The 20590-nt window shown below is 70.2% G+C and carries 22 protein-coding genes and 1 pseudogene; 11 read left to right on the top strand and 12 right to left on the bottom strand.

Features of this window, described 5'->3' with window-relative positions:
• Window positions 1-266: 266 nt before the first annotated feature.
• Window positions 267-1709: a hypothetical protein gene (locus tag ACOZ38_RS04575; protein WP_424528955.1), complete on the bottom strand. Its 1443-nt coding sequence runs from the start codon at window positions 1707-1709 to the stop codon at window positions 267-269.
• A gap of 152 nt (window positions 1710-1861) precedes the next feature.
• Between ACOZ38_RS04575 and ACOZ38_RS04570 the strand changes: the two genes are divergently transcribed.
• The 3 genes from ACOZ38_RS04570 (at window position 1862) to ACOZ38_RS04560 (ending at window position 4207) form a co-directional block, all read left to right on the top strand.
• A complete protein-coding gene (locus tag ACOZ38_RS04570; protein ID WP_424528954.1) occupies window positions 1862-2518 on the top strand; it encodes a response regulator transcription factor in 657 nt (218 codons plus the stop codon).
• A complete protein-coding gene (locus ACOZ38_RS04565) occupies window positions 2515-3714 on the top strand; it encodes a sensor histidine kinase (RefSeq protein WP_424528953.1) in 1200 nt (399 codons plus the stop codon). Before ACOZ38_RS04570 ends, ACOZ38_RS04565 begins: the two co-directional genes overlap by 4 nt.
• A gap of 142 nt (window positions 3715-3856) precedes the next feature.
• The gene (locus tag ACOZ38_RS04560; RefSeq protein ID WP_424528952.1) at window positions 3857-4207 is read left to right on the top strand and encodes a DUF1801 domain-containing protein; all 351 of its coding nucleotides are present in this window, start codon (window positions 3857-3859) and stop codon (window positions 4205-4207) included.
• Window positions 4208-4280: 73 nt separating this feature from the next.
• On the opposite strand, the gene ACOZ38_RS04555 is transcribed toward ACOZ38_RS04560, so the two are convergent.
• Window positions 4281-5162, bottom strand: a complete 882-nt coding sequence (locus ACOZ38_RS04555; protein WP_424528951.1) for an aldo/keto reductase — start codon at window positions 5160-5162, stop codon at window positions 4281-4283.
• An 88-nt stretch (window positions 5163-5250) separates the two neighbouring features.
• Here ACOZ38_RS04555 and ACOZ38_RS04550 point away from each other — a divergent pair, with 88 nt between their 5' ends.
• Window positions 5251-5934 carry a DNA-binding response regulator gene (locus ACOZ38_RS04550; RefSeq protein ID WP_424528950.1) on the top strand — a complete coding sequence of 228 codons (684 nt, stop codon included), beginning with the start codon at window positions 5251-5253 and terminating at the stop codon, window positions 5932-5934.
• A gap of 177 nt (window positions 5935-6111) precedes the next feature.
• A pseudogene (gene thrS / locus ACOZ38_RS04545) lies at window positions 6112-7389 on the top strand (threonine--tRNA ligase); the annotation flags it as partial.
• Window positions 7390-7417: 28 nt separating this feature from the next.
• Here thrS and ACOZ38_RS04540 read toward each other — a convergent pair.
• Complete coding sequence (locus tag ACOZ38_RS04540) at window positions 7418-8371, bottom strand: helix-turn-helix transcriptional regulator (RefSeq protein ID WP_424528949.1); 954 nt, start codon at window positions 8369-8371, stop codon at window positions 7418-7420.
• A gap of 80 nt (window positions 8372-8451) precedes the next feature.
• Here ACOZ38_RS04540 and ACOZ38_RS04535 point away from each other — a divergent pair, with 80 nt between their 5' ends.
• Complete coding sequence (locus ACOZ38_RS04535) at window positions 8452-9150, top strand: alpha/beta fold hydrolase (protein WP_424528948.1); 699 nt, start codon at window positions 8452-8454, stop codon at window positions 9148-9150.
• A gap of 131 nt (window positions 9151-9281) precedes the next feature.
• Here the strand turns inward: ACOZ38_RS04535 and ACOZ38_RS04530 are convergent, their stop codons facing one another.
• Window positions 9282-10079, bottom strand: a complete 798-nt coding sequence (locus tag ACOZ38_RS04530) for an alpha/beta fold hydrolase (RefSeq protein ID WP_424528947.1) — start codon at window positions 10077-10079, stop codon at window positions 9282-9284.
• 277 nt (window positions 10080-10356) lie between these two features.
• Here ACOZ38_RS04530 and ACOZ38_RS04525 point away from each other — a divergent pair, with 277 nt between their 5' ends.
• Entirely contained in the window at window positions 10357-10836 is a 480-nt protein-coding gene (locus ACOZ38_RS04525) for a GNAT family N-acetyltransferase (protein ID WP_424528946.1), read from the top strand.
• A 61-nt stretch (window positions 10837-10897) separates the two neighbouring features.
• Here ACOZ38_RS04525 and ACOZ38_RS04520 read toward each other — a convergent pair whose 3' ends face one another.
• The 3 genes from ACOZ38_RS04520 to ACOZ38_RS04510 are packed head-to-tail and all read right to left on the bottom strand — an operon-like array spanning window position 10898 to window position 12647.
• Entirely contained in the window at window positions 10898-11599 is a 702-nt protein-coding gene (locus ACOZ38_RS04520; RefSeq protein ID WP_424528945.1) for a hypothetical protein, read from the bottom strand.
• On the bottom strand, window positions 11599-11934 hold the full coding sequence (locus ACOZ38_RS04515) for a PadR family transcriptional regulator (protein ID WP_405144208.1): 336 nt from the start codon (window positions 11932-11934) through the stop codon (window positions 11599-11601). Before ACOZ38_RS04515 ends, ACOZ38_RS04520 begins: the two co-directional genes overlap by 1 nt.
• 5 nt (window positions 11935-11939) lie before the next feature.
• On the bottom strand, window positions 11940-12647 hold the full coding sequence (locus ACOZ38_RS04510; RefSeq protein ID WP_424528944.1) for a CPBP family intramembrane glutamic endopeptidase: 708 nt from the start codon (window positions 12645-12647) through the stop codon (window positions 11940-11942).
• A gap of 151 nt (window positions 12648-12798) precedes the next feature.
• Here ACOZ38_RS04510 and ACOZ38_RS04505 point away from each other — a divergent pair, with 151 nt between their 5' ends.
• Window positions 12799-13440, top strand: a complete 642-nt coding sequence (locus ACOZ38_RS04505; protein ID WP_424528943.1) for an FMN-binding negative transcriptional regulator — start codon at window positions 12799-12801, stop codon at window positions 13438-13440.
• A 54-nt stretch (window positions 13441-13494) separates the two neighbouring features.
• Here the strand turns inward: ACOZ38_RS04505 and pepN are convergent, their stop codons facing one another.
• From pepN to ACOZ38_RS04480, 5 genes are all read right to left on the bottom strand, one after another.
• Window positions 13495-16053 carry an aminopeptidase N gene (gene pepN, locus ACOZ38_RS04500; protein ID WP_424528942.1) on the bottom strand — a complete coding sequence of 853 codons (2559 nt, stop codon included), beginning with the start codon at window positions 16051-16053 and terminating at the stop codon, window positions 13495-13497.
• 71 nt (window positions 16054-16124) lie between these two features.
• Window positions 16125-16664: a DUF1697 domain-containing protein gene (locus ACOZ38_RS04495; RefSeq protein WP_424528941.1), complete on the bottom strand. Its 540-nt coding sequence runs from the start codon at window positions 16662-16664 to the stop codon at window positions 16125-16127.
• A gap of 121 nt (window positions 16665-16785) precedes the next feature.
• Window positions 16786-16911: a hypothetical protein gene (locus ACOZ38_RS04490; RefSeq protein WP_424528940.1), complete on the bottom strand. Its 126-nt coding sequence runs from the start codon at window positions 16909-16911 to the stop codon at window positions 16786-16788.
• Window positions 16912-17056: 145 nt separating this feature from the next.
• Window positions 17057-17413 carry a hypothetical protein gene (locus ACOZ38_RS04485; RefSeq protein ID WP_424528939.1) on the bottom strand — a complete coding sequence of 119 codons (357 nt, stop codon included), beginning with the start codon at window positions 17411-17413 and terminating at the stop codon, window positions 17057-17059.
• 158 nt (window positions 17414-17571) lie between these two features.
• Window positions 17572-17946: a hypothetical protein gene (locus ACOZ38_RS04480; RefSeq protein WP_405144196.1), complete on the bottom strand. Its 375-nt coding sequence runs from the start codon at window positions 17944-17946 to the stop codon at window positions 17572-17574.
• A gap of 39 nt (window positions 17947-17985) precedes the next feature.
• Between ACOZ38_RS04480 and ACOZ38_RS04475 the strand changes: the two genes are divergently transcribed.
• The 3 genes from ACOZ38_RS04475 to ACOZ38_RS04465 all read left to right on the top strand — a co-directional run bounded on the left by ACOZ38_RS04475 (window position 17986) and on the right by ACOZ38_RS04465 (window position 20579).
• On the top strand, window positions 17986-18108 hold the full coding sequence (locus ACOZ38_RS04475) for a hypothetical protein (RefSeq protein ID WP_424528938.1): 123 nt from the start codon (window positions 17986-17988) through the stop codon (window positions 18106-18108).
• Between the two features lie 372 nt (window positions 18109-18480).
• Window positions 18481-19467, top strand: a complete 987-nt coding sequence (locus tag ACOZ38_RS04470; protein WP_424528937.1) for an alpha/beta fold hydrolase — start codon at window positions 18481-18483, stop codon at window positions 19465-19467.
• A 125-nt stretch (window positions 19468-19592) separates the two neighbouring features.
• Window positions 19593-20579, top strand: a complete 987-nt coding sequence (locus ACOZ38_RS04465; RefSeq protein ID WP_424528936.1) for a sulfite exporter TauE/SafE family protein — start codon at window positions 19593-19595, stop codon at window positions 20577-20579.
• Window positions 20580-20590: the final 11 nt, after the last annotated feature.

Genomic DNA, 20590 nt, shown 5'->3' with positions numbered 1-20590 from the left:
CGCGGGCCGTGGTCCACACCACGGTTCACCGGGATGCCGGTACACGCCCGGCCCTCGGCGGGGAGATCGGCGGCTCGATGACACGTGGCGTCCGGCGTCCCCGATGCCGGGCCGTTCACGAATGACCTGAAGGTCCGAGAACTCCGCATGCCGGGTCGAACAGGCCCCCCGCCGCCTCATCGTCGGCGGTGTCCGGTTCAGCACGCATCTTCCAGAGTGTGGACATGCCGATCATCGTGGACGGGTCCGGCCGTGCGCGCATCTTCCTAAGTGCGGAGATGCGACCGGTTTTTCCGGGGAACCCCGAGGAGCAGGCGAGCAGCGGGGAGATGGAATCCGCCGAGCCCCAGCGCGGCGGCCAGGCAGGCCACTGGGATCGCCGGCAGCACGTAGCGGTGGTCGAAGTCCAGTGCGGCGACGGGCGCGACGAGCAGGAACACGGCCGTCGCCCACGGCAGCAGCGCAGCACGCCGCCTGCCGATCGAGCCGAGGCCGCCCACCAGCAGGATGACGCCGAACAACGGGCCGTGCAGCACGCCGGGAAGGACGTAGGCGGCGAGCAGGTTCCCGTACGGGTCGACGGAGGACATGCCGCGAATGCCACCGTCGTACTCGCCGCGCACCTTGTCGATCAGCGGGAACGCGGGCAGCCGCCACGAACCGTGAGGGAACGTCAGCGCGGGCGAGACGCGCAGGGGGTGGCGCACCGGGGTCCACGCGAAGGCGAGCGTGGTGTCGTGGACGACCGCGCCGAGGTAGTCCAGCGGCTGCGCGGCGATGGCACGCAGCGCGAAGGAACGGGCCAGGTCGTTGTGCGCGAAGCGGCCGCCCGGCAGCCGGTTCAGCGAGGCGCCCGCAGCCCATACGTACTCGGAGGCCGCGTCGACCACGGTGCCGTTCGGGCAGAGCTTCGCCTCCTCGGCCGGGGGTTTGATCACCGAGCAGTCGGCGAACGTCATCGTGCGAGCCCACAGCGCCACGCCGTCCGAGCCGCTGAGCGCGAACCGGCCGTGATGCGCGTGGTACCAGCCCGCGTAGGCGGCGAGGGGCAGCAACCCGGCGACGGCGAGCGCGATCACCTGCCGGCGGCCGGCCCGCTGGATGAGCAGCTGGACCAGGACGAGACCGAGCAGCGGCACCGCGACCGTACGGGTGAGCCCGGCCAGCGCCAGCAGCAGGCCCACCGCCGCGCAGGCGCGCACCGACGGCCTGGCCCGCCACAGCAGGACGGTCAGCGCGGCCACGATGAGGAAGGTGACCTGGGTGTCGGACAGCACGGCGTGTTCCAGCCTGAGGAACGCCGGGTTGAACAGCACGGGCAGGGTGGCCAGCGTCGCCCCCCACCCGGGAAGCGACCGGCGGCGGAGCACCCAATAGATCATCAAGCTCATGCCGAGTCCCATGACGTGCTGCACGCCCGCCACGAGTTCGACGCTGTGGAACGGCAGGAGCAGCCTCAGGAAGAAGGAGTACCCGGCGGGGTGGAACGCCCCGGAGGGCTGGAGGTGGACGGCGGTGTCCAGATAGGTGAAGGAGTCGTACCAGTAGAGCTGCGCGGTGTCGTAGCCGAGCATGACGAGGCAGCGAAGCGCCGCCGCGAGCACGATCACGATGACGAAGATCCCGTGACCGGTGACGAGGAGCCGGCGCGGTAAGGACGGACGCTCCACGGTGTGGACGGCCGGGACGCCGGTGGCGGAAACGAGCATGGTGAAGCCCCCGATCGGGCGCCGGGCGGTTCCCGGCGGGGTGAGGGCAGTCCAGCGATTGATCGATAACCTTGGCGTGACCGAATCCGGTTATGTCCGCGTTATGTGGCTTCTGGCACGCTGACGCGATCCGAAGATCCGGGGGAGCCGCCGTGCGGGTACTGGTCGCCGAGGACGAGCGCATGCTCGCCGACTCCATACGCGAGGGGTTGCGTGGCGAGGCGCTCGCCGTCGACGTCGCCTACGACGGCGAGTCGGCGCTGGAGCGGCTCCGCGTCCACGACTACGACGTGCTCATCCTGGACCGCGATCTGCCGGGCGTGCACGGTGACGACGTGTGCAGGGCCCTGGTGGCCGACGGGGCGCTGGTACGCGTCATCATGCTCACCGCGTCCGGCGACGTGCGCTCCCGGGTGGAGGGCCTGTCCCTCGGCGCCGACGACTACCTGCCCAAGCCGTTCGCCTTCGAGGAGCTCGTCGCCCGCGTCCACGCGCTGGGCCGCCGGGTACGTCCGGCCGACCCCCCGATGCTGGAACGGGCCGGCATCCGCCTGGACTGGGCGCACCGGCAGGTGTTCAGGGACGGCCGCTACGTGCCGCTCGCCCGCAAGGAGTTCGGCGTGCTGGCCGAGCTGCTGCGCGCCGGCGGGGCGGTGGTCTCCGCCGAGACGCTGCTGGAGAAGGTGTGGGACGAGCACATCGACCCGTTCACCAACACCGTGAGGACGACGATGATGAAACTCCGACGCAAGATCGGCGAGCCGGCGGTCATCGAGACCGTCACCGGGGCCGGGTACCGGATCCCATGAAGAACAACGTGCGGCTGCGCTTCGCCCTCGCCTGCGGCGGGGTGTTCCTCCTCGCGGGCGCGGTGCTGCTGGTCGCGGTCTTCTTGGTCGTCCGGCAGAGCCTGGAACCCCGTGACGGGCTGCGCCAGCCCAAGGCCATCACGGTCGCGGGCACGACGTACCGGCCCGCGCCCACCCAGGAGGACGCCTTGAAGGCCTTCTACTCGTCGGGCGGTACCGATGTGTACTACGTGGCCCAGCAGCGGGTCGCGCAGGTCAGGCGGATCTACCAGCGCGACACCATCAAGAACGTGCTCACCGTGGGCGGCCTCGGGGTCGTGGCGGCCGCCGCCATCGCCACCGTGATCGGCTGGCGGACCGCCGGATGGGTGATCCGCCCCGTCAGGTCGGTGAGTGAGAGCGCGCGGCGCATCGCGCAGAGCCACGACCTCGCCGAACGCATCGCCCATGACGGACCGGAGGACGAGATCAAGGACCTCGCCGACAGCGTCGACGGCATCCTCGGCCGGCTGGCCCGCTCGTACGACGGCCAGCGGCGCTTCATCGCCAACGCCTCGCACGAGCTGCGCACCCCGCTCACCATCAACCGCACCCTCGTGGACGTGGCGGTCCGCCGGCCCGACGCGACCGAGGACGTCAGGCGTCTCGGCGAGTCCCTTCTGGTGGTCAACACCAGGCACGAGCGGCTGATCGACGCGCTGCTCACCCTGTCGGAAGGAGAGCGGACGGTTCTCGACCGGCGCCCCTTCGACCTGGCCGACGTGGTCGAGCACGTGCTGGACCTGGCGGCCAAGGAAGCGGGGGAGAACGAGGTGACCATCCACCGGCTGCTGGATCCCGCGCCGACCGCCGGTGAGGCGGTGCTGGTCGAGCGGCTCGCGCAGAACCTCGTGGAGAACGCCATACGGCACAACCACCCCGGCGGCGAGGTGTGGGTCTCCACCCGGCAGCGGGCCGACCGGGTGGAACTGATGGTGGCGAACAGCGGGCTCCCCGTGCCTTCCTACGAGATCGAGATGATCTTCGAGCCGTTCAGGCGGCTGCACGGCGACCGGCTGCGCTCCGACCGCGGCAGCGGCCTCGGGCTGTCGATCGTCAAGGTCGTGGCGGAGGCCCACAGCGGGACGGTCACCGCCAGCCCTCGCGAGGAGGGCGGCCTCACCATCGCCGTCGAGCTACCGCGCGAGCAACCGTGAGCCCTGCCCGGAGTCGAGTCGCGCCTGCCTTGACAGCGTTCCCGGGTTCGGGCTTCATATACGGGCGCGGCTTCCGGCGTTCCCACAGGCGGCCGCATCGGCGCCACGCGGCAGGCTTACCGGGCGAGTCGAAGGAGACCCCATGGGCAACGCAGACGTAGACGAGTACGTGAAGTCCAGGGTCCTGCCGGAACACCAGGACATCGTCAGGGTCCTCCGTGAGCTCATGGCGGAGTGCGCTCCGGAGGCACATGAGGTGATCAGCCACGGATCCCCCGCGTGGCGGGGTGACAAGAACCTGGCGATCATCAGCCCCAGCAAGACGCACATCACCTTCGCCTTCAACCGAGGCGCGGAGTTCGAGGACACCCACGGCCTGCTGACGGGCTCGGGAAAGACCACCCGGCACATCAAAATCAAGAACCTGGACTCGATGGACCAGGCCGCCATCCGCGACTACATAGCCCAAGCCGTGAAGCTGGACGGAGCTTGACGACAAGGCCGTCCATTTCGGCGACACGGCGGACGACCCACGACGCTTCCAAGCCATGGCTCATCCCGCGTGTTCAGGTTTCGAGGGTGGTGAGGTCTTCGGGGGTCAGGTGGATCCCGCTTGCGGTCGCGTTCTCCTCCAGGTGGGCGAGTGAGCCGGTGCCGGGGATGGCGAGCATCGCGGGGGAGGCCGCCAGGAGCCAGGCGAGGGCCACCTGGGCGGCGGTCGCCTGGTGACGAGCGGTCACCTCTGCCATCCGAGCCGGGTCGATCGGACGGTGGCCGCCGCCGAGCGGGAAGAACGGCACGTACGCGATCCCCTCCTTCTCGCATTGCCGCAGCAGCTCGGCGTCACCCCGGTCCTGCACGTGGAAGGTGTTCTGCACGGCCGCCACCGGAGCGATCGCCCGCGCCTCGGCCAGCTGGGCGGCATCGACGTTGCTGACGCCCAGATGCCGGATCAGCCCCTCGGCGCGCAGCTCGGCCAGGGCCGCGTACCGGTCGGCGATCGACTCGCCGCCGGGGTCCATCATGCCGCCCACCCGCAGGTAGACGAGGTCGAGCCGGTCGACGCCAAGGGTGCGCAGGTTGTCCTCGACCAGGCCCCGCAGCTGGTGCGGGCCGGCCTGGCCGCTCGGGGGTCCGTCGCCCATCAACGGCCCGACCTTCGTCGCGATGACCAGGTCCTCTCCGTACGGGGCGAGCGCCGTCCGGATGAGCTCGTTGGCGACGACTCCGCCTCTTCGGTAGAACCACGCTGTATCGATGTGGTTGACGCCCAGTTCGACCGCGCGGCGGAGCACGGCGATGCCCGTCTCGGGGTCGCGGGCGGGCCCCTGGAAAGTGCCGGTCGGAAGCCGCATGGCTCCGAAACCGAGCCGATGGACGGGGAGATCTCCGCCGAGGAGGAATCGTCCCGACAGGGCCGCGGGGGTGGCAGAACCTGAATATGTCATGTCGCTCAGCCTTCTCGCATCCGCGCGGCGGCCCAAGGCGATGGCAGCTAGCTGCCACCACCCGCACGATGGCGGTGATAATGAATGGGTGACTACTGAGCAGGTCAGCACCGTCCGCGGTGACGCCGAGCTCGTCGCCCGGGCCGGTCACCTGTTCGCCGGCGCCCAGCACGAGTTCGTGTGCGCGGCGCGCGACCTGAGCACGTGGTCGCAGCCCGCGGCGCGACAGGCGATCGAGGACCGGATGCGCGCGGGCGGCGAAGCCGGCTTCGCGGTGAAGAAGCTCCTCAGCCCGGCCGCTCTGGCCGACGAGGCGGCACGGCGGCACCTTCGCGAGGTCACGGCGAAGGGCGCCCAAGTGCGGATCAGCTCCACACGGCTTCCCCACGAGACGATCGTCATCGACCGGCGGGTGATGATCCTGGCAGGCCGTGACGCGCCGGGCCCGCGCGAGTTCACCGTGACCACCTCGCCCGCACTGGTCGGCGGCGTGTACGCGCTGTTCCAGGCGGCCTGGGAGGCCGCCACCGACTTCGCCGCCTACCTCGGCGGAGACGTGCCGCACCTCGACGCGGACGGCCTGGCCGTCCTGCGCGCCCTCGGCGCGGGGCACACCGACGAGACCGCGGCCAGACTGCTCGGCCTCTCGCTGCGCACGTACCGCAGGCGGGTCGCCGAGCTGATGGCCAAGCTGGAGGCCGACTCCCGATTCCAGGCCGGGCTGCGCGCGGGCGAGCTCGGGCTCACCGGGGAGTCGGCGGTGAGCCGCTGATGTGCCGGCCGATCGCCGCACAGTTGGCTGAGCGGGGGCATGCCGGCGTCCCCTGTGGAGATCGCCCTGTCTCTGCTACCGTGGCGCACATGAAGCGCGCTGCCATGACGACGACGCCGGAGGTTGTCCCGGCGCGCTGACAGATGACTTAGCCGAAGCCCCGGGGCGAGTGCCCCGGGGCTTCGCCGTCTGGTCACTCGCCTCACCACCTGCGAGGAGACCACGATGCACGATCACCGCAAGCTCGGCCGCGAGTTGGGTCTGTTCGATTCCGACCCTCTGATCGGCGCCGGGCTGCCGTACTGGTTGCCCGACGGTGCGACCGTCCGGCACACCCTGGAGGAGTACATCCGCGAGGCCGAGCGCCGGGCGGGCTACCAGCATGTGTACTCGCCCGTGCTGGGCAAGCGGGAGCTGTACGAGATCTCCGGGCACTGGTCCCACTACAGCGACGACATGTTCCCCCCGATGGATCTCGGAGGAGAGCAGGTGGTCCTGCGGCCGAGCCTGTGCCCGCACCACGCGCTGATGTACCGCTCCCGCGCCCACAGCTACCGCGAACTGCCCCTGCGGATGGCCGAGCTGGGAGGCATGTACCGCTCCGAGCTGTCAGGGGTGCTAGGCGGGCTGACCCGCGTACGGGCGATCCAGCTCAATGACGCGCACATCTTCTGCACCCTGGACCAGGTGGCCGACGAGACCCGGGCGGCGCTGGAGCTGATCCGCCGGGCGTACGGCGCTCTCGGCATCCGCGCGGCCCGCTACCGGCTCTCGCTGCCGGGACCGGGCGGCAAGTACGTCGCCGCCCCCGAGATGTGGGAGCGGGCCACCGCCCTGCTGACCGACGTCCTCGACCGCTCCGGCGTGGCGTACGAGGCCGCGGAAGGGGAGGCGGCGTTCTACGGTCCGAAGATCGACGTGCAGATCGCCGACAGCGCCGGCCGTGAGGCCACCTTGTCCACCGTCCAGGTCGACTTCCACCAGCCCGAGCAGTTCGATCTGCACTACATCGGCCAGGACGGCGCGAAACACCGGCCGGTCATGGTGCACCGCAGCATCATCGGCAGCGTGGAGCGGGCCGTCGCGCACCTCATCGAGCAGCACGGCGGCGCCTTTCCCGCCTGGCTCGCCCCCACCCAGATCGTGGTGCTCCCGATCTCCGAGGCCGAGATGCCGCAGGCCGCCGGGCTCGTACGACGATGCCTCGACCAGGGGCTGCGGGCCGAGATCGCCGGGCCGGAGCACGGCACCCTGGGCGCCCGCATCCGAGCGGCCCGGCTCGTGCCCTACCAGGCCGTGATCGGCGCCAAGGAGGCCGCCGACGACCAGGTCGCCCTACGTCTGCGTGACGGACGGCGCCTGGACGTCCTGCCCGCCTCCGAGGTCCTGACCCGCATCGGCGCGCTGGTCGGCGCGCACAGTACCGATCTGTGGGACTCCGACACCCATGCGTAGAACGGCAGGCCGGGAGCCGGTGCCGTAGTCACGGCTGGGCGTGGGTGGAGCGTGCGACGGCTTCGGTGAGGGCCGCGACGTGGGCGGCGAGCGCTTCGACCAGGGCCGGTGGGCTCCTCACCGCGAATCGCCAGGGCAGGCCGGTGAGGATCCGGGCCATCGCCGGCAGGTCCTCTGCTCCACTGACCAGCGACACCCCGCCCTCTGGGCACGGTCGCAGCTCGCCGAAGGTGGCCGGCAACCGTGCCCGGGCGGAGGCCAGGTCGGTGTCCAGCCAGACTTCGGTGCGGTGGGTCCATGCGCCGAGCGTCAGTGACCGCCGGACGTACGCCACCGGGTCGAACCCCTCAGGTGGGACGAACCGGCGTGGCAGCTCGGCGGCGTCGGTGATGTTGTCCAGGCGGAACATACGGATGTCGTCGCGCAGGTGGTCGTGGCCCACCAGGTACCAGCGGCGCGTATGCACGACGAGCCCATATGGGTCCACATCACGGAGGCCCCGGGTGTGCTCAATGCGAACGGTGTGGCGCGCCCGTACGGCCGCGCCCAGCGTCAGCGCCAGCTCCGGCTCTGGTGTCAGCGCGCCCGTGGCGGTCACCGAGGTCGCCGCGACGAGTGCCTTGACGCGTTCACGCAGCGCGACGGGCAGCACGCGGGTGAGCTTGACGAGCGCGCGGTCGGTCGCGGTGGGTTCACCGGCGTCCGCGCGCTCCCCCGCGGCCGCCAGCGCGACCGCCACGGCGACTGCCTCCTCGTTGGCGAGCATCAGCGGGGGCAGCCGGTAACCGCCGGCGAGCCGGTAACCGCCGTAACGCCCGCGAACCGACTCGACCGGGATGTCCAGATTCTGCAGGGCGGTGATGTAGCGGCGAACCGCTCGTGCGTCCACCTCAAGCCGTCTGGCGAGCTCGTCGGCGGACACCAGCCCGCGGTCCTGCAGGACCTCGAGCAGCGCCAGGATGCGGGTCGCCGGACGAGACATGCATCACATGTTAATCAGGGCAAATAACGTCCACAATCATTCCTAGCCTGGCTCCCATCGAAGCTCGAACGAAGGAAGCCATGTCCACCATTGTTCTTGTCGGCGGCTCGTTTCTCGGCGCCTGGTCGTGGGAGCGGGTCACGCCGGTGCTCACCGCGGCCGGCCACGATGTCCATCCGCTGACGCTCACAGGTTTCGGCGACCGCGGGCACCTCGGCTCGGAGACGACAACGCTCACCACGCACGTCCTCGACATCACAGCCGCCATTGAGGTCGCGGGGCTGCGTGACGTCGTGCTCCTCGCGCACTCCTACGGCGGCGCCCCGGCCACGATCGCCGCCGCCCGGATCCCCGACCGCATCGCCCGCATCGTCTACGTCGCCGCCGTCCTCCCGCAGGCGGGCAAGACGCTGTTCGACATCACCCCGCCGGGCGTCGAAAAGGCGATCACGCAGACCGTCGAAGACGGGCGGATACCGGTGATGAGCGACGAGGTCCTCGATTCCAACTTCGGCCGCCATGGACTCACCCCCGAGGATCGGGCGTGGCTGCGGGCCCGGGGAATCGGCCAGCCGATCAACACCTACCGTGACCCGGCGCCGGCCGACCTCAGCGCGGTGGAAGGGCTCCCCCGCACCCACATCGTCTGCATGGGAGATCCCGGCGATCCGGCCGTTCCCTCCGGCCATGACCTGGTCACCATCGACACCGGGCACTGGCCGATGATCACCAAGCCGGTGGAGCTGGCCCGGCTGATCGACAAGGCCGCGCGATCGTGATGTAGAGGCCGCTCCAGAAGGCCGAGAGCCTCGGGGGCAAGCGGCGGATGGGCCCCGACGGCCTTCGTGGTCGGCCACTTCACCGACCCCGAGGGCCACTTGATCGGCGTCGCCGGTATGGCGTAGCCGTCCTATCCGGCCATCCGCAGGTCATCGATCAGAAGACGCAGCACAGCCTCAGGGTCTTCAATGTGCGGATCATGGCCGGTCGGCAGCGACGCTCCACGGACCAAGGGCGACTCGCGGACGACCGCCTTGAGCCGCCGCTCCGTCCAGACGCAATAGGCGCGCCAGGCGGGAACAAGATGCTCGGGGAACATGCCCGCGAAGGACATCGCGTCACCGCTGACGACAAGGAGCGGGCAACGCGCGGCGCGATAGGCGGCGAAGAGGTCGAGGGTGTCTATCTCCCTCATGACCTGAAGGAACGACTCGGGGAGCCCTTGGCCCATCTCGCCCAGGAACGCCGCCATCTCCTGACAGGCACGCGCCGCCGAGACCTCATCCAGGCCGAAGAACTGGTCAGGACGCGTCGGGTTGCCGTGACCATCGAGGTTGACCGCGAGCGGGCACTCCGGATGCTCACCGGCCCACAGCGCGGCGACCATCCCGCCCAGAGAATGGCCGACGACCAGAGGCCGGCGAAGTCCGAACCCCTCGACGACGGCGGCGACGTCCGCCAGCGCTTCCCGCCAGGTCCACGGCGCGTCACCCGACTCTCCATGGCCACGTAGGTCCATCGCCACCGGCCGGAACCCGTTGTCCAGGAGAAGCCCCGCGAAGGCATCCCAATCGCCGCGCGTCCGCCCGCCACCATGCAGGAGGAGAACGTCCTCACCACGCCCACCATGGTCCTCGGCCGAGATCGGAAGATCACCGATCACAAGCTTCCTGGCAGCACCCAATTCACCCACCACCTTCTTTCGCACGCCGCCCCTTCCTAACAGCCAGGCAACATCGCCGAACGCGGTTCCCCGTCCGAACAGGCCCTCCGCCTTCTGGCCGGCTGGACCAGCGAACCACCCCAACCCACCACCGCTCCCCCAAACCGATCGGCCGCGTCCGATGAACGTTAGACGTCGTGCAGGGAGCTGATCCGATCAACCAGGCTTGTGGATATGTCGCACTCGTGGCTTCCTTTGGGAGAATCGCCGGGTGAGGAGCCTTTTTATCCGTCCGAGAGCCGCTGCGGATCTGCCTGGCTGCGTGGACGCTCTCGCCGCGGTGCAGGCCGCTGATCGATACCCGGTCGACTGGCCTGCCGACCCGGTGCGGTGGCTGACGCCCTCTGATCTTGTTCGCGCGTGGGTGGCGGTTGAGGGGTCCGGCGTCGTCGGCCACGCCGGACTCTCACAACTGGACGCGGCCACGCTGGAACCGGCCGTGGCCGCGGCCCTCGGCGAGCCGGTCGGGCCGGTCGGGTCCATCACCCGGCTCTTCGTCACGCCAGAGGGACGGGGCCGTGGATGCGCAGCCCTCCTTCTTGACACGGTTCGCAAGGAGGCGGCCGCCCTGGGGTTGCCTCTCATGCTCGACGTGTCCGACGAGGGTCACGCGGCCATCGCCCTGTACGAGCGTGCCGGCTGGCGGCGTGTGGCGAGCGCTCGCGCACGCTGGCTGAACAAAGCGGGCGAACCCGCACTGGTGCACTACTACGTCAGTCCGGACGAGCCGCGTCCGGCGTAGAGAGCAGGCCGGCGGCACGCGTCCGGCGTAGAGAGCAGGCCGGCGGCGTCGCGTCCGGGTCTCAGCGCTTGCGGGTGGCGAGCCAGAGGGCGACGAGGGCGGCCAGTATGCCGACCGCGACGCCGATGGCGAAGTCACCGCCCTTGATGGGGGTCGTCGCGGACAGCATCCCGCCGATGCCGGCCACCGCCGGCACGCAGACGACGATCAGGAGAACGGCCAGCAGGTAGAAGCGCTTGCTGAAGAACAGGCGCCCGCCCGGTGCCGGAGGCGGGGAGTCGATCTCGGCGGCGGGGCCCACGCTCGCGGCCTTGGGACGCTTGAAGTACTCGTAGTAGAGCCACGTGCCACAGGGCTCCCATCCGTCGGGCGCCAGCCGCTCGACCAGGGCGCGCCTGCCCTTGAGCGTCACGACGTCGCGGCGGTACTCCCAGCGCTGTGGCCGCTCGGGGTCGCGGTGGCTGACGAACATGCCCTTCTTGTCGACCTTCTCGACCTCCCAGCCCTGCTCGCCGAACTCGTTGAGGCGCCGCTCGTCGGCGAAGATGTCGGCCGTCCACACCCAGGTGCCGGCGGTGGGCCCCGGACCGGGCTCGACGCCGAACTGCGGGGCGAAGTCGGCGACCGGGCCGAACTCCTCCTCGGGGTCCGTCCCGCTTTCCTGGACGTAGGCGGTGAAGTCGTCGATCGTGGCGGTGATCCGCTCCTGCGGGACGCCCCTGGCGCGCAGCAGGACGGCGAGGTCGTCGAAGTAGTCGCCCATCACGCCTTCCCCTTGGTGAGCACGGCCCGCACCGACTCGTCGAAGGCGAGCCAGAGGGTGCCCTGTTCGGTCAGCGTCGCGCGGCCGTGGTCGGTGAGGCGGTAGTAGCGCCGGCCCGGGCCGCGCTCGGTCACCCGGAACTCGGCGGCCAGCAGGCCCGCCTCCTCCAGCCTGTTGAGCACGGGATAGAGGGTGCCGCCCTTGATCTGGCCGAGACCGGCGTCTGCGAGGGTCTTGGAGATCTCGTAGCCGTAGCTCTCGCCCTCGGTCAGGCTGGCGAGCACCAGCAGGTCGAGGACTCCCTTGAGCCAGCTCGCGCGTCGGTCAGCAGCCACGCCGCTCATTCTTGCACGGTAGCGGTGCTACCTATCCGGTCTGGCCGACTAGCGGGGACGAGGAGAAGCGAGCGCGCGTCGACCAGGATGTGCAGCACGATGGGAAGCACCAGGCTGCCGGTCTTCAGGTACAGCACGCTGAGGCCGAAGCCGGCCAGAGTGATCACGAGCATGCCCTTCCAGCCCTGGTAGAGGTGCCCCGCGACGAACACCGCCAGCGCGAGACCGGCGGCGACGGGGACGGGCAGCCCGAGCACGTGCACGCCCAGCGCGATGAGCAGGCCCCGGTAGACGATCTCCTCGCACACCCCCGCGGTGACGGACATCGCCAGGGCGAGCCGGCGCTCGACGGGCGTGCGCGGCAGCAGCGCCTCGTAGGCCGCCTGGCCGGGCACCCGGGTTCTCGACCTGGTGGCCCGCCTGATCATCAGCACCGCCACCGCCGAGGCGAGGGTGACCCCGGTGAGAGCCCCGGCGGTGGTCGCAGCGTCGGCCGGCAGTACGAACCCCGTGCGCGCCAGGCTGAGATCAGGTGACAGCCCGACGATCAGTAGCGCGACCCCGGTCAGCACCCACAACTCGGACATCCACCACACGAGCATGCGGACGTACGCCTGTCGGTCGCGCTCCAACCGGGCGTACGAGCGCTTGCCCAGCCATGGGCTCACGAAGGCTAGATAGGCGACCAAGACCGCGGAGAGCGCCAGAGACATCACATCTGTCCTTTCAAGTGCCGATGCGATCTAAATGGTAAAGCGAGCTAGTCAGTTATACAACCTATGTAGCTTAACGGCCTGAGAGGGAGTGCCGTGCCGGCCCGCCTGCGAGAGCATTGGATGTCCGCGTCGCCCGATCGGAGTGATCATGTACGTCCCTCAGCACTTCGCCGCGCCCGACCTCCAGGCCGTCCACGAGCTTCTGGACCACTCCGGAGCCTCGGACCTGGTCACCTGGACCCCGCGGGGGATCATGGCCACCCTGCTCCCGTTCGTGTTCGACCCGTCCGCCGGGGAACACGGCGCCCTGCTGGGCCACCTGGCCAGGAACAACGAGCAGTGGCGCCACGGCTCGGACGCCGAGGCCCTGGTCATCGTGCGCGGACCCGACGCCTATGTCAGCCCGTCGTGGTACGCCACCAAGCGCGAGCACGGCCGCGCCGTCCCCACCTGGAACTACGTCACCGCCCACGTCTACGGCAGGTTCGTCGCGCACGACGACCCCGCCTGGACCGAGTCGCTGGTGAGGCGCCTCACCGGCAAGCACGAGTCGGGCCGGCCGCTGCCGTGGTCGGTGGACGACGCGCCCGAGGCCTACATCAAGGGACAGCTACGCGCAATCGTCGGCGTGGAGGTCGTCATCACGCGCGTCGAGGCGAAGTGGAAGCTCAGCCAGAACCGCGGCCCCGCCGACGTCGAGGGCGTCACCGAGGGGCTGCTCACCGGAACCCCGCAGGACCACCTGGTCGCGGAGGCCATGCGAGACACCCAGCGGCGAACCGCCGGATGAGCGCGCCATGCCGCCGTCGCACAGCGGCGTCGCGCGCCTGGACCCACCACCGGCCTAGGCGAGCGGCGTGCCGGCCGACCCGTCGCGGGCCTGGGTGCGCAGGGCGCGGGCGAGCTCGTCGCGGCCTTCCAGCACGAGCCGGCGCAGCCACCCCGGCGGCTCGGCGCTCGCGAGGTAGTCGTCGGTGCGCGCGATGGTGTCCTGTGACACCGCCCTCGACGGGTACGCCGCCCTGGCGAAGGCCTGCGTCACCTCGCTGGGCCACCGGCCCGCGACCGACTCGAGGACGGTGAAGTACCTGTCGACATAGGGCCTGAGCAGTTCGGCGTGGTCGGGCTCGCGGAAGCCGTCGAGGGTCGCGCCGAGGATCGCGGTGGACAGTTCGCCCGAGACGATGCGCTCCCATGCCTCGGCCTTGCCCGCCGCGGTGCCGATCGCCGCCCGGCACGCCGCCGCGCTGCGCCTGCCGCCCGCGGTGGGGTCCTTGACCAACTCGGCGTCGATCTCGGCGTGACCGGCCCGCCCGTTGACGACCAGCCGCCGCAACAGCGCCCAGCGCAGGTCGGTGTCCACCGCCAGCCCCGGCAGCTCACTCGATCCGGAAAGGAGCCCGGCCACCACGGCGAGATGCTCGGCGGAGCCGGCGATCGTGGCGAACGCCTGGACGTAGGCCAGTTGCGCCTCGCCGCCCGGCTCCGCGCCCTCGGCCAGTTCGAGCAGGCCGCCGGCGAGCGCGCGCAGGCAGCTCGTACGTCCGGCCGGGTCGGTGTGCTGCCGGGCCGCCACGCGCGCCTGCTCAAGCAGGGTCCGTACGATCGAGGCGCTGCGCACCGATCGCACGCCGGACAGCACCAGCGAGACGTAGTCGCGAGCGGGGAGTTCGGCGTCGCGCACCATGTCCCAGGCGATCGTCCAGCACACCGCCTGCGCCAGCGGATCGGCGATCTCGCCGATGCCGGACAGCACGGTGCGCAGCGAGTGCGGGTCGAGCCTGACCTTGGCGTAGGTGAGGTCGTCGTCGTTGAGCAGCAGCAGGTCGGGCCGGGTCGCACCGAGGAGCTCTCCGACCTCGGTGCGCTCGCCGGCGATGTCCAGCTCCACGCGCCGCCGCCGTTCAAGGCCGGCGAGCCCCCGCTCGTACAGGCCGATCGCGATGCGGTGGGAGCGCAGCGTCGGGTGGTCGGCGGGCGCGGACTGCAGGACGGCGAACGAGGTGAACCGGTCATCGGCGTCGAGGACGAACGCGGGGCGCAGCGTGTTCGGCCCCTCCGTCTCCAGCCACTGGCTCGACCAGCCGGTCAGGCTGCGGCCGGACTCCTCCTCCAGCGCCTTGAGCAGGTCTGCGAGGGTGGTGCTGCCCCAGGCGTGCCGCTGGAAGTACCGGCGCAGGCCGGCCAGGAAGTCGTCGACGCCGATCGCGGCGACCAGCTGCTTGAGCACCGAGGCGCCCTTCTGGTACGTGATCGCGTCGAAGTTCACCTCCATGGACCTGATGTCGACGATGTCGGCGGCGATCGGATGCGTCGTCGGCATCTGGTCCTGCCGGCAGGCGTGAGCCTTGTAGCTGTCGGCGAAGGTCGCCCACGCCCCGGTCCAGCGGGTGGCCGCGACCTGGGCGAGCGTCGCGGCGTAGGTGGCGAACGACTCGTTCAGCCACAGGTCGTCCCACCAGCGCATGGTCACGAGGTCGCCGAACCACATGTGGGCCATCTCGTGCAGGATCGTGTTGGCCCGGCGCTCGTACGCGGCATCGGTCACCTTGGACCGGAAGAGATACTCCTCCTTGAAGGTCACGCAGCCGGGGTTCTCCATCGCGCCGAAGTTGATCTCCGGCACGAACAGCTGGTCGTACTTGGCGAACGGGTACGGCAGCTGGAAGGCCTGCTGGTAGAAGTCGAGCCCTCGCCTGGTGACGTCGAAGACGGCCTCGGCGTCCAGGTGCTCGGCCAGCGAGGCCCGGCAGAACAACCGCATGGGGATGCGCTGCCCGTCCGGCCCGAGGTACTCGTCCGCCACCCCGTGGTACGGGCCGGCGACCACCGCGCCGATGTAGGTCGGCAGCGGGGGCGTCGGTGGGAAGTGCCAGCGCCGCGCGTCGCCGAGCGGCTCGCACGCGGACTCGGCCATGTTGGACACGACCTCCCAGCCGGCCGGCGCGGTGACGGTGAACCGGAACGTCGCCTTGAGGTCCGGCTGGTCGAAGCAGGCGAACACGCGCTGCGCGTCGGCGGTGGCGAACTGGCTGTGGAGGTACACCTGGCCGTCGACCGGATCGGTGAAGCTGTGCAGCCCCTGCCCGGTGTGCGAGTACGCGCAGTCGGCGACCACGCGTAGCTCGTTCTCCCCCGCGAGGCCGGGCAGCGGGATGCGGCCGGTCGCCGGGTCGTACAGTGCGGGGTCGATGGCGGACCCGTTGAGGACCACCTCGCGCACCTCGGCGTCCACCAGATCGCAGAACACCTCGGCCCCCGGCTTGGCACAGCGGAACCGCACGAGCGTCGTGGAACCGAACCGGTCAGGGCCCGTCGTCAGGTCGAGTTCGACCGCGTAGGACTCGACCGTCAGCAGTCGGGTGCGCGCCAGCGCCTCGTCTCGTGTCAGATTCCCAGCCACGCCGCCACCATAGCCGCAGGACGCCTGTCTCCGGCGAGATCACTCAGCCGGCCACAGGTGGGCGCTTGTCTCTATGCGGTGGCCATTTCGCGGAGTCTCAGCACCGACCTCCAGTTGCGAGTGGTCGCCGCGACGCCGAGCTTCTTCTCCACGAAGGCGTTGCTCAGCTTGGTACGGCCGTAGCCGCCAGGGACGTGCACGTACACCTCCCGTCCCACAAGGGCCAGCGATCCGGTCTCCCCCGGCGGCGCGGCCAGCGCCCCGGCCTTGTCCGCGCCGGGGTCGGCGGCCAGGAAGGTGACGAGGAGCTTCGTCAGGTCGTCCTGCTCACCCAGGAACGGGTTCGACGTGAGGACCGCGTCGAGCTCGGCGGCGGTGCGCAGCAGGACGCCGACGTCCTTGCCGAGCCCGTCGGAGATCCCCTTCCTGATCTCGGTGACGAGCCGGTCCTGGTCGCCGGACGAGGCGCCGAACACGATGTTGCCGGTCCGCAGGTAGGTCGTCACATCCTCGTAGCCGAACCCGATGAAGACCTCTCGCAGGTCGGCCATGGCGATCGAGGAGTTCCCGCCGATGTTGATGCCGCGCAGCAGCGCCACGTACCGGGTCATGGGTCAGGATCCTAGAACTCCTGTCCGAGACAGGTCGAGCGCGCCTTACGTCCGCCCCTGCGCGGTGCCCCGGGGTCGACGCGCCGGCCGAGGCGTGCGGCTTGCGCCCGGCCAGAGTGACCTAGCCTTCGTGCCGCTCCCGCCACTCGCGTACCACGCGTTCGACGTCGAAGGGCATCAGGTTGAGCGGAGGGCCGGAGAGCCCGGTGCGGATCGCCTCGCGGATCTTCTCGTTGATGTCCGCCACGATCTTCCGTACCGCAGGCTCAGCGGCGGCACGCGAGGCCGCGGCGAGCGCGTCCTCCGCCTCCTTGCGCAGAGCGAGCGTCGGCGGCGCCCCCGGCGCCGGGACTCGCGTTCGGGCCCATGAGCGGGCATTGACCCTCGCCGGCTTATCGAGCAGAGCTTCTGGTTCTGCGCGAGGCCGCGTACCACGCGACAAGGCCGACTCCACAGAAGATGGCCGGGAACAGCATGAGCGCGCCCACGGCCCACAGGCCGCTGTCATCCGACATCGCGGCGTCGAGGGTCCAGGACGCCCACATGACACCCCCGATGGTGAGCGTGCCGATGACGGGATGGCCACGCCACCCGGCGAGAGCGGCGAGGACCCCGAGCACGATGACCAGCCCGGCTATCTGCCACGCCTGGTAGGGACCGCTGACACTGCCGTCCGGCTTGACGTCCCGTTCCTGACCCCATCCGAGCCACGCGAGGTAGTTCGCCAGAGTCGCCGACGCCAGGAGCACGCCAACCGCGGCACTCCTCAGAAGACGATGCCCGCGCGGCACTCCGTCGCTCATTGCGGCTCACTCTCTTCCGGCACCAGGGATCGGGCCGTCAAGGTCATCGGGAGGGACCGTCACAGCCGTGGCCGTCGAAGCAGCTTATAACCGGACCGGTGAGGTCAGCGGTAGCGGAAGCCGTCGAGGAAGCGGCGGAAAAGGCCGCCGGCGCGGGGCAGGGGCGGGCCCGGTGGCGGGGCGACCGGGCGTTGACGGGCGATGGGCTGGTCGTAGTCGGTGCGCGCGATGGCGTCGACGACTTGCTCCTCGTCGAAGTCCTCGGAGCCCTCGATCATGGGGACGAAGCCGACGAGCATCCCGTCGCGCATCACCTGGGCTTCGAGGCCCGCGGTGCCGTCGGTGTCCCATTCGGCCTCACGCCCGCCCGGCAGTGACACCCGTATCCCGAACTGGTCGATGCCGACCCTCGCCAGGTGGCCGTCTATGCCACGCTCGCGCAACGCGTCGACGACCCGTCGTGCCCGGTTCTCTTCCACCTCTCCCAAGATAATGCGGCCGCGTCGTTCCCGCCCAACGTGCTGATCGGCGGCGGTGGTCTCGCCCCGGTACGGGAGCCGCGCGCGCTGACCGGGCCCGGCGTCGAGGACGTCCTCGCCCGCCACCGCGTGGCCGCCGCCCGCGTCCAGCGCCTGGTGTGACCACCTTTCCCGACTTGCCGGAACGAACGGGAAATATGGCTTTTATCCCTTTTGTGTCTGACATGGGAACGCGCCAAAATGTCCGCCAGCTCGGTAAAAGCATTCTGGAAGAAGACGACGGCATCTCCGGTCGTGCAGGCTTCGATCGACCACGTCGGCGATCTACCGCCTCGGCCGGCACCGCTCCCCCACAACGGATCCGCCCTGTACGCCGATCGCTGATCCGCCCCGAAGCGGAGAAGGAATCATGCCGCTCGAAAGCCGGGTCATCCCGTGGTTCTCTGCTCATGGAAAGGGAATTTCGATATGCCGCACGACGAAACGACCTTGCACACGACCGCGCGACCGGCGAGACGCTTCAGCGCGAGGAGATTGAGGCGAGCCGCCTTCAGCACGGCCGTCGCCCTGGTGGTGGGCCTGATCACCACGACCGCCGGCGCCGGTGCGAGCGCCATGCCCCGCGAGCCCTCCGTGGGACCCGCCAGGTTCGCCCCCGGCTTCACCCACGGCAACGTGACCGTGAACGGCGGCACCCTCCACTACGTCAAGGGCGGGTCGGGCCCGGCCCTCGTGCTCCTGCACGGCTGGCCGTCGACCTGGCTGATGTGGCGCCAGGTGATGCCCGCGCTCGCCGCCCAGCACACGGTGATCGCCTTCGACCTTCCGGGCCTCGGCGACTCCTCCATCCCCACCGGCGGCTTCGACAAGGTCACCACCGCGCAGCGGATCCGCGAGGCCGTCCGCAAGCTGGGCTTCACGCAGGTGGAGCTGCTCGGCCACGACCTCGGCACCCTGATCGCCTACCCGTACGCACGCGACTACCCCAACGAGGTCACGCGGTTCGCCGTGATCGAGTCGCCGCTCGCCGGCTTCGGCCTCGAGGACCTCTACGGGCTCAGCTGGCACTTCCGGTTCAACATGTCCCCGGCGCCGATCCCCGAGACGATCATGGACGACGACGACGTCAGCACCTACCTCAACATGATGTACAACTTCAGCCACAACGGGCAGGGCATCGACCGTGAGGCCTACTACAGGGCCTACGCCAACCCGGCGAGGCGCCACGCGGGGTACGAGTACTACCGGGCGTTCGCCGCGGACGCCGTGAACAACCAGGCGAACGCCTCCAACCGGCTGAGCATGCCGGTGCTGGCGATCGGCGGGCAGTACTCCTTCGGCACCGGCGTGGCCGGCTCGTTCGACCAGGTCGCCAACGACGTCCGCCCGGTCGTGGCCCCCGACGCCGGTCACTTCGTCCCCGAGGAGAACCCGGCCTTCCTCGCCGACTGCGCGAACCTGTTCTTCGCCGCCCAGAACACCCCGCCCCAGCGGCCGGAGCTCGCCGGCTGCGTGCGGTAACCGGTAACACCCGCTCACATCAGGGCCGTACGGAACCCCCCGTTCCGTACGGCCCTTTCGGTACGTTCCGGGCACGAGCGACGCAAGATAGTCCCTTTTTCCTAGGGATTCGATAGGTTAGGTGGGTGGATTTCGACTACACAATGGCGATCGGGTCGTTCCTGGTCGCCATCGTCGTCGGGCTGACCGGCATGGGCGGCGGCGCGCTGATGACGCCCATGCTGGTCACGTTCTTCGGCGTGCCGCCGCTCGCCGCGGTCTCCAGCGACCTGGTGGCGGCGGCGGTGATGAAGCCGGTGGGCAGCCTGGTCCATCTGCGGCAGGGGACCGTCAACCTCAAGCTGGTCCGCTGGTTGTGCGTGGGATCCATCCCGGCGGCGTTCTGCGGCGTACTGATCGCCAGGGCGTTCGGCGACGGCGCGGAAGTCCAGGAGGTGATCCAGAAGGCCCTGGGCGTCGCCCTCCTGATCGCCGCCACCGGCCTCGCCATCCGGGGCTACCTCGCGATGAAGGACCGGGCCGAAGGCCGTACCGCGGCGACCGGCCGCCGTACCGCCGAGCCGGGCGAGCCCGCCTCGACCGGGCTGCCCTCGGTCACCGTGCGCCGGGTCCCGACCGTCCTGATCGGAGTCGTCGGCGGGCTGGTGGTCGGCATGACCTCCGTCGGCTCCGGCTCGCTGATCATCGTGGCGCTCCTCGCCGTGTATCCCCGGCTCAAGGCCAACCAGCTCGTCGGCACCGACCTGGTCCAGGCGGTGCCGCTCGTCATGTCCGCCGCGTTCGGCCACCTGCTGTTCGGCGACTTCAAGCTCTCGGTCACCGCCGCGCTCCTGGTCGGTTCCATCCCCGGCGTCTACATCGGCTCGCGCATCTCCTCGCGCGCGCCGGGCGGGCTCATCCGCCGCGTGCTGGCATTCGTGCTGCTCGCCTCGGCGCTGAAGATGTTCCAGGTCAGCAACACCGTCACGGTCTGGGTGCTCATCGGCGTCCTGCTCGCGGCCCCGCTCTTCTGGATGTTCCTGCGCACCAGGAACGGCCTGCCCGCGCTCCCCTGGGTGCCCGCCACCGCCGGCCGCGAGGAGACGGCCGCCGCCAGGAAGACCGACGAATGACCAGGTAGAAG

This window comes from Sphaerisporangium viridialbum (assembly GCF_049674955.1).
Taxonomy (GTDB): Bacteria; Actinomycetota; Actinomycetes; order Streptosporangiales; family Streptosporangiaceae; genus Sphaerisporangium; species Sphaerisporangium viridialbum.
This window is presented reverse-complemented; position numbering and strand designations above follow the sequence as displayed.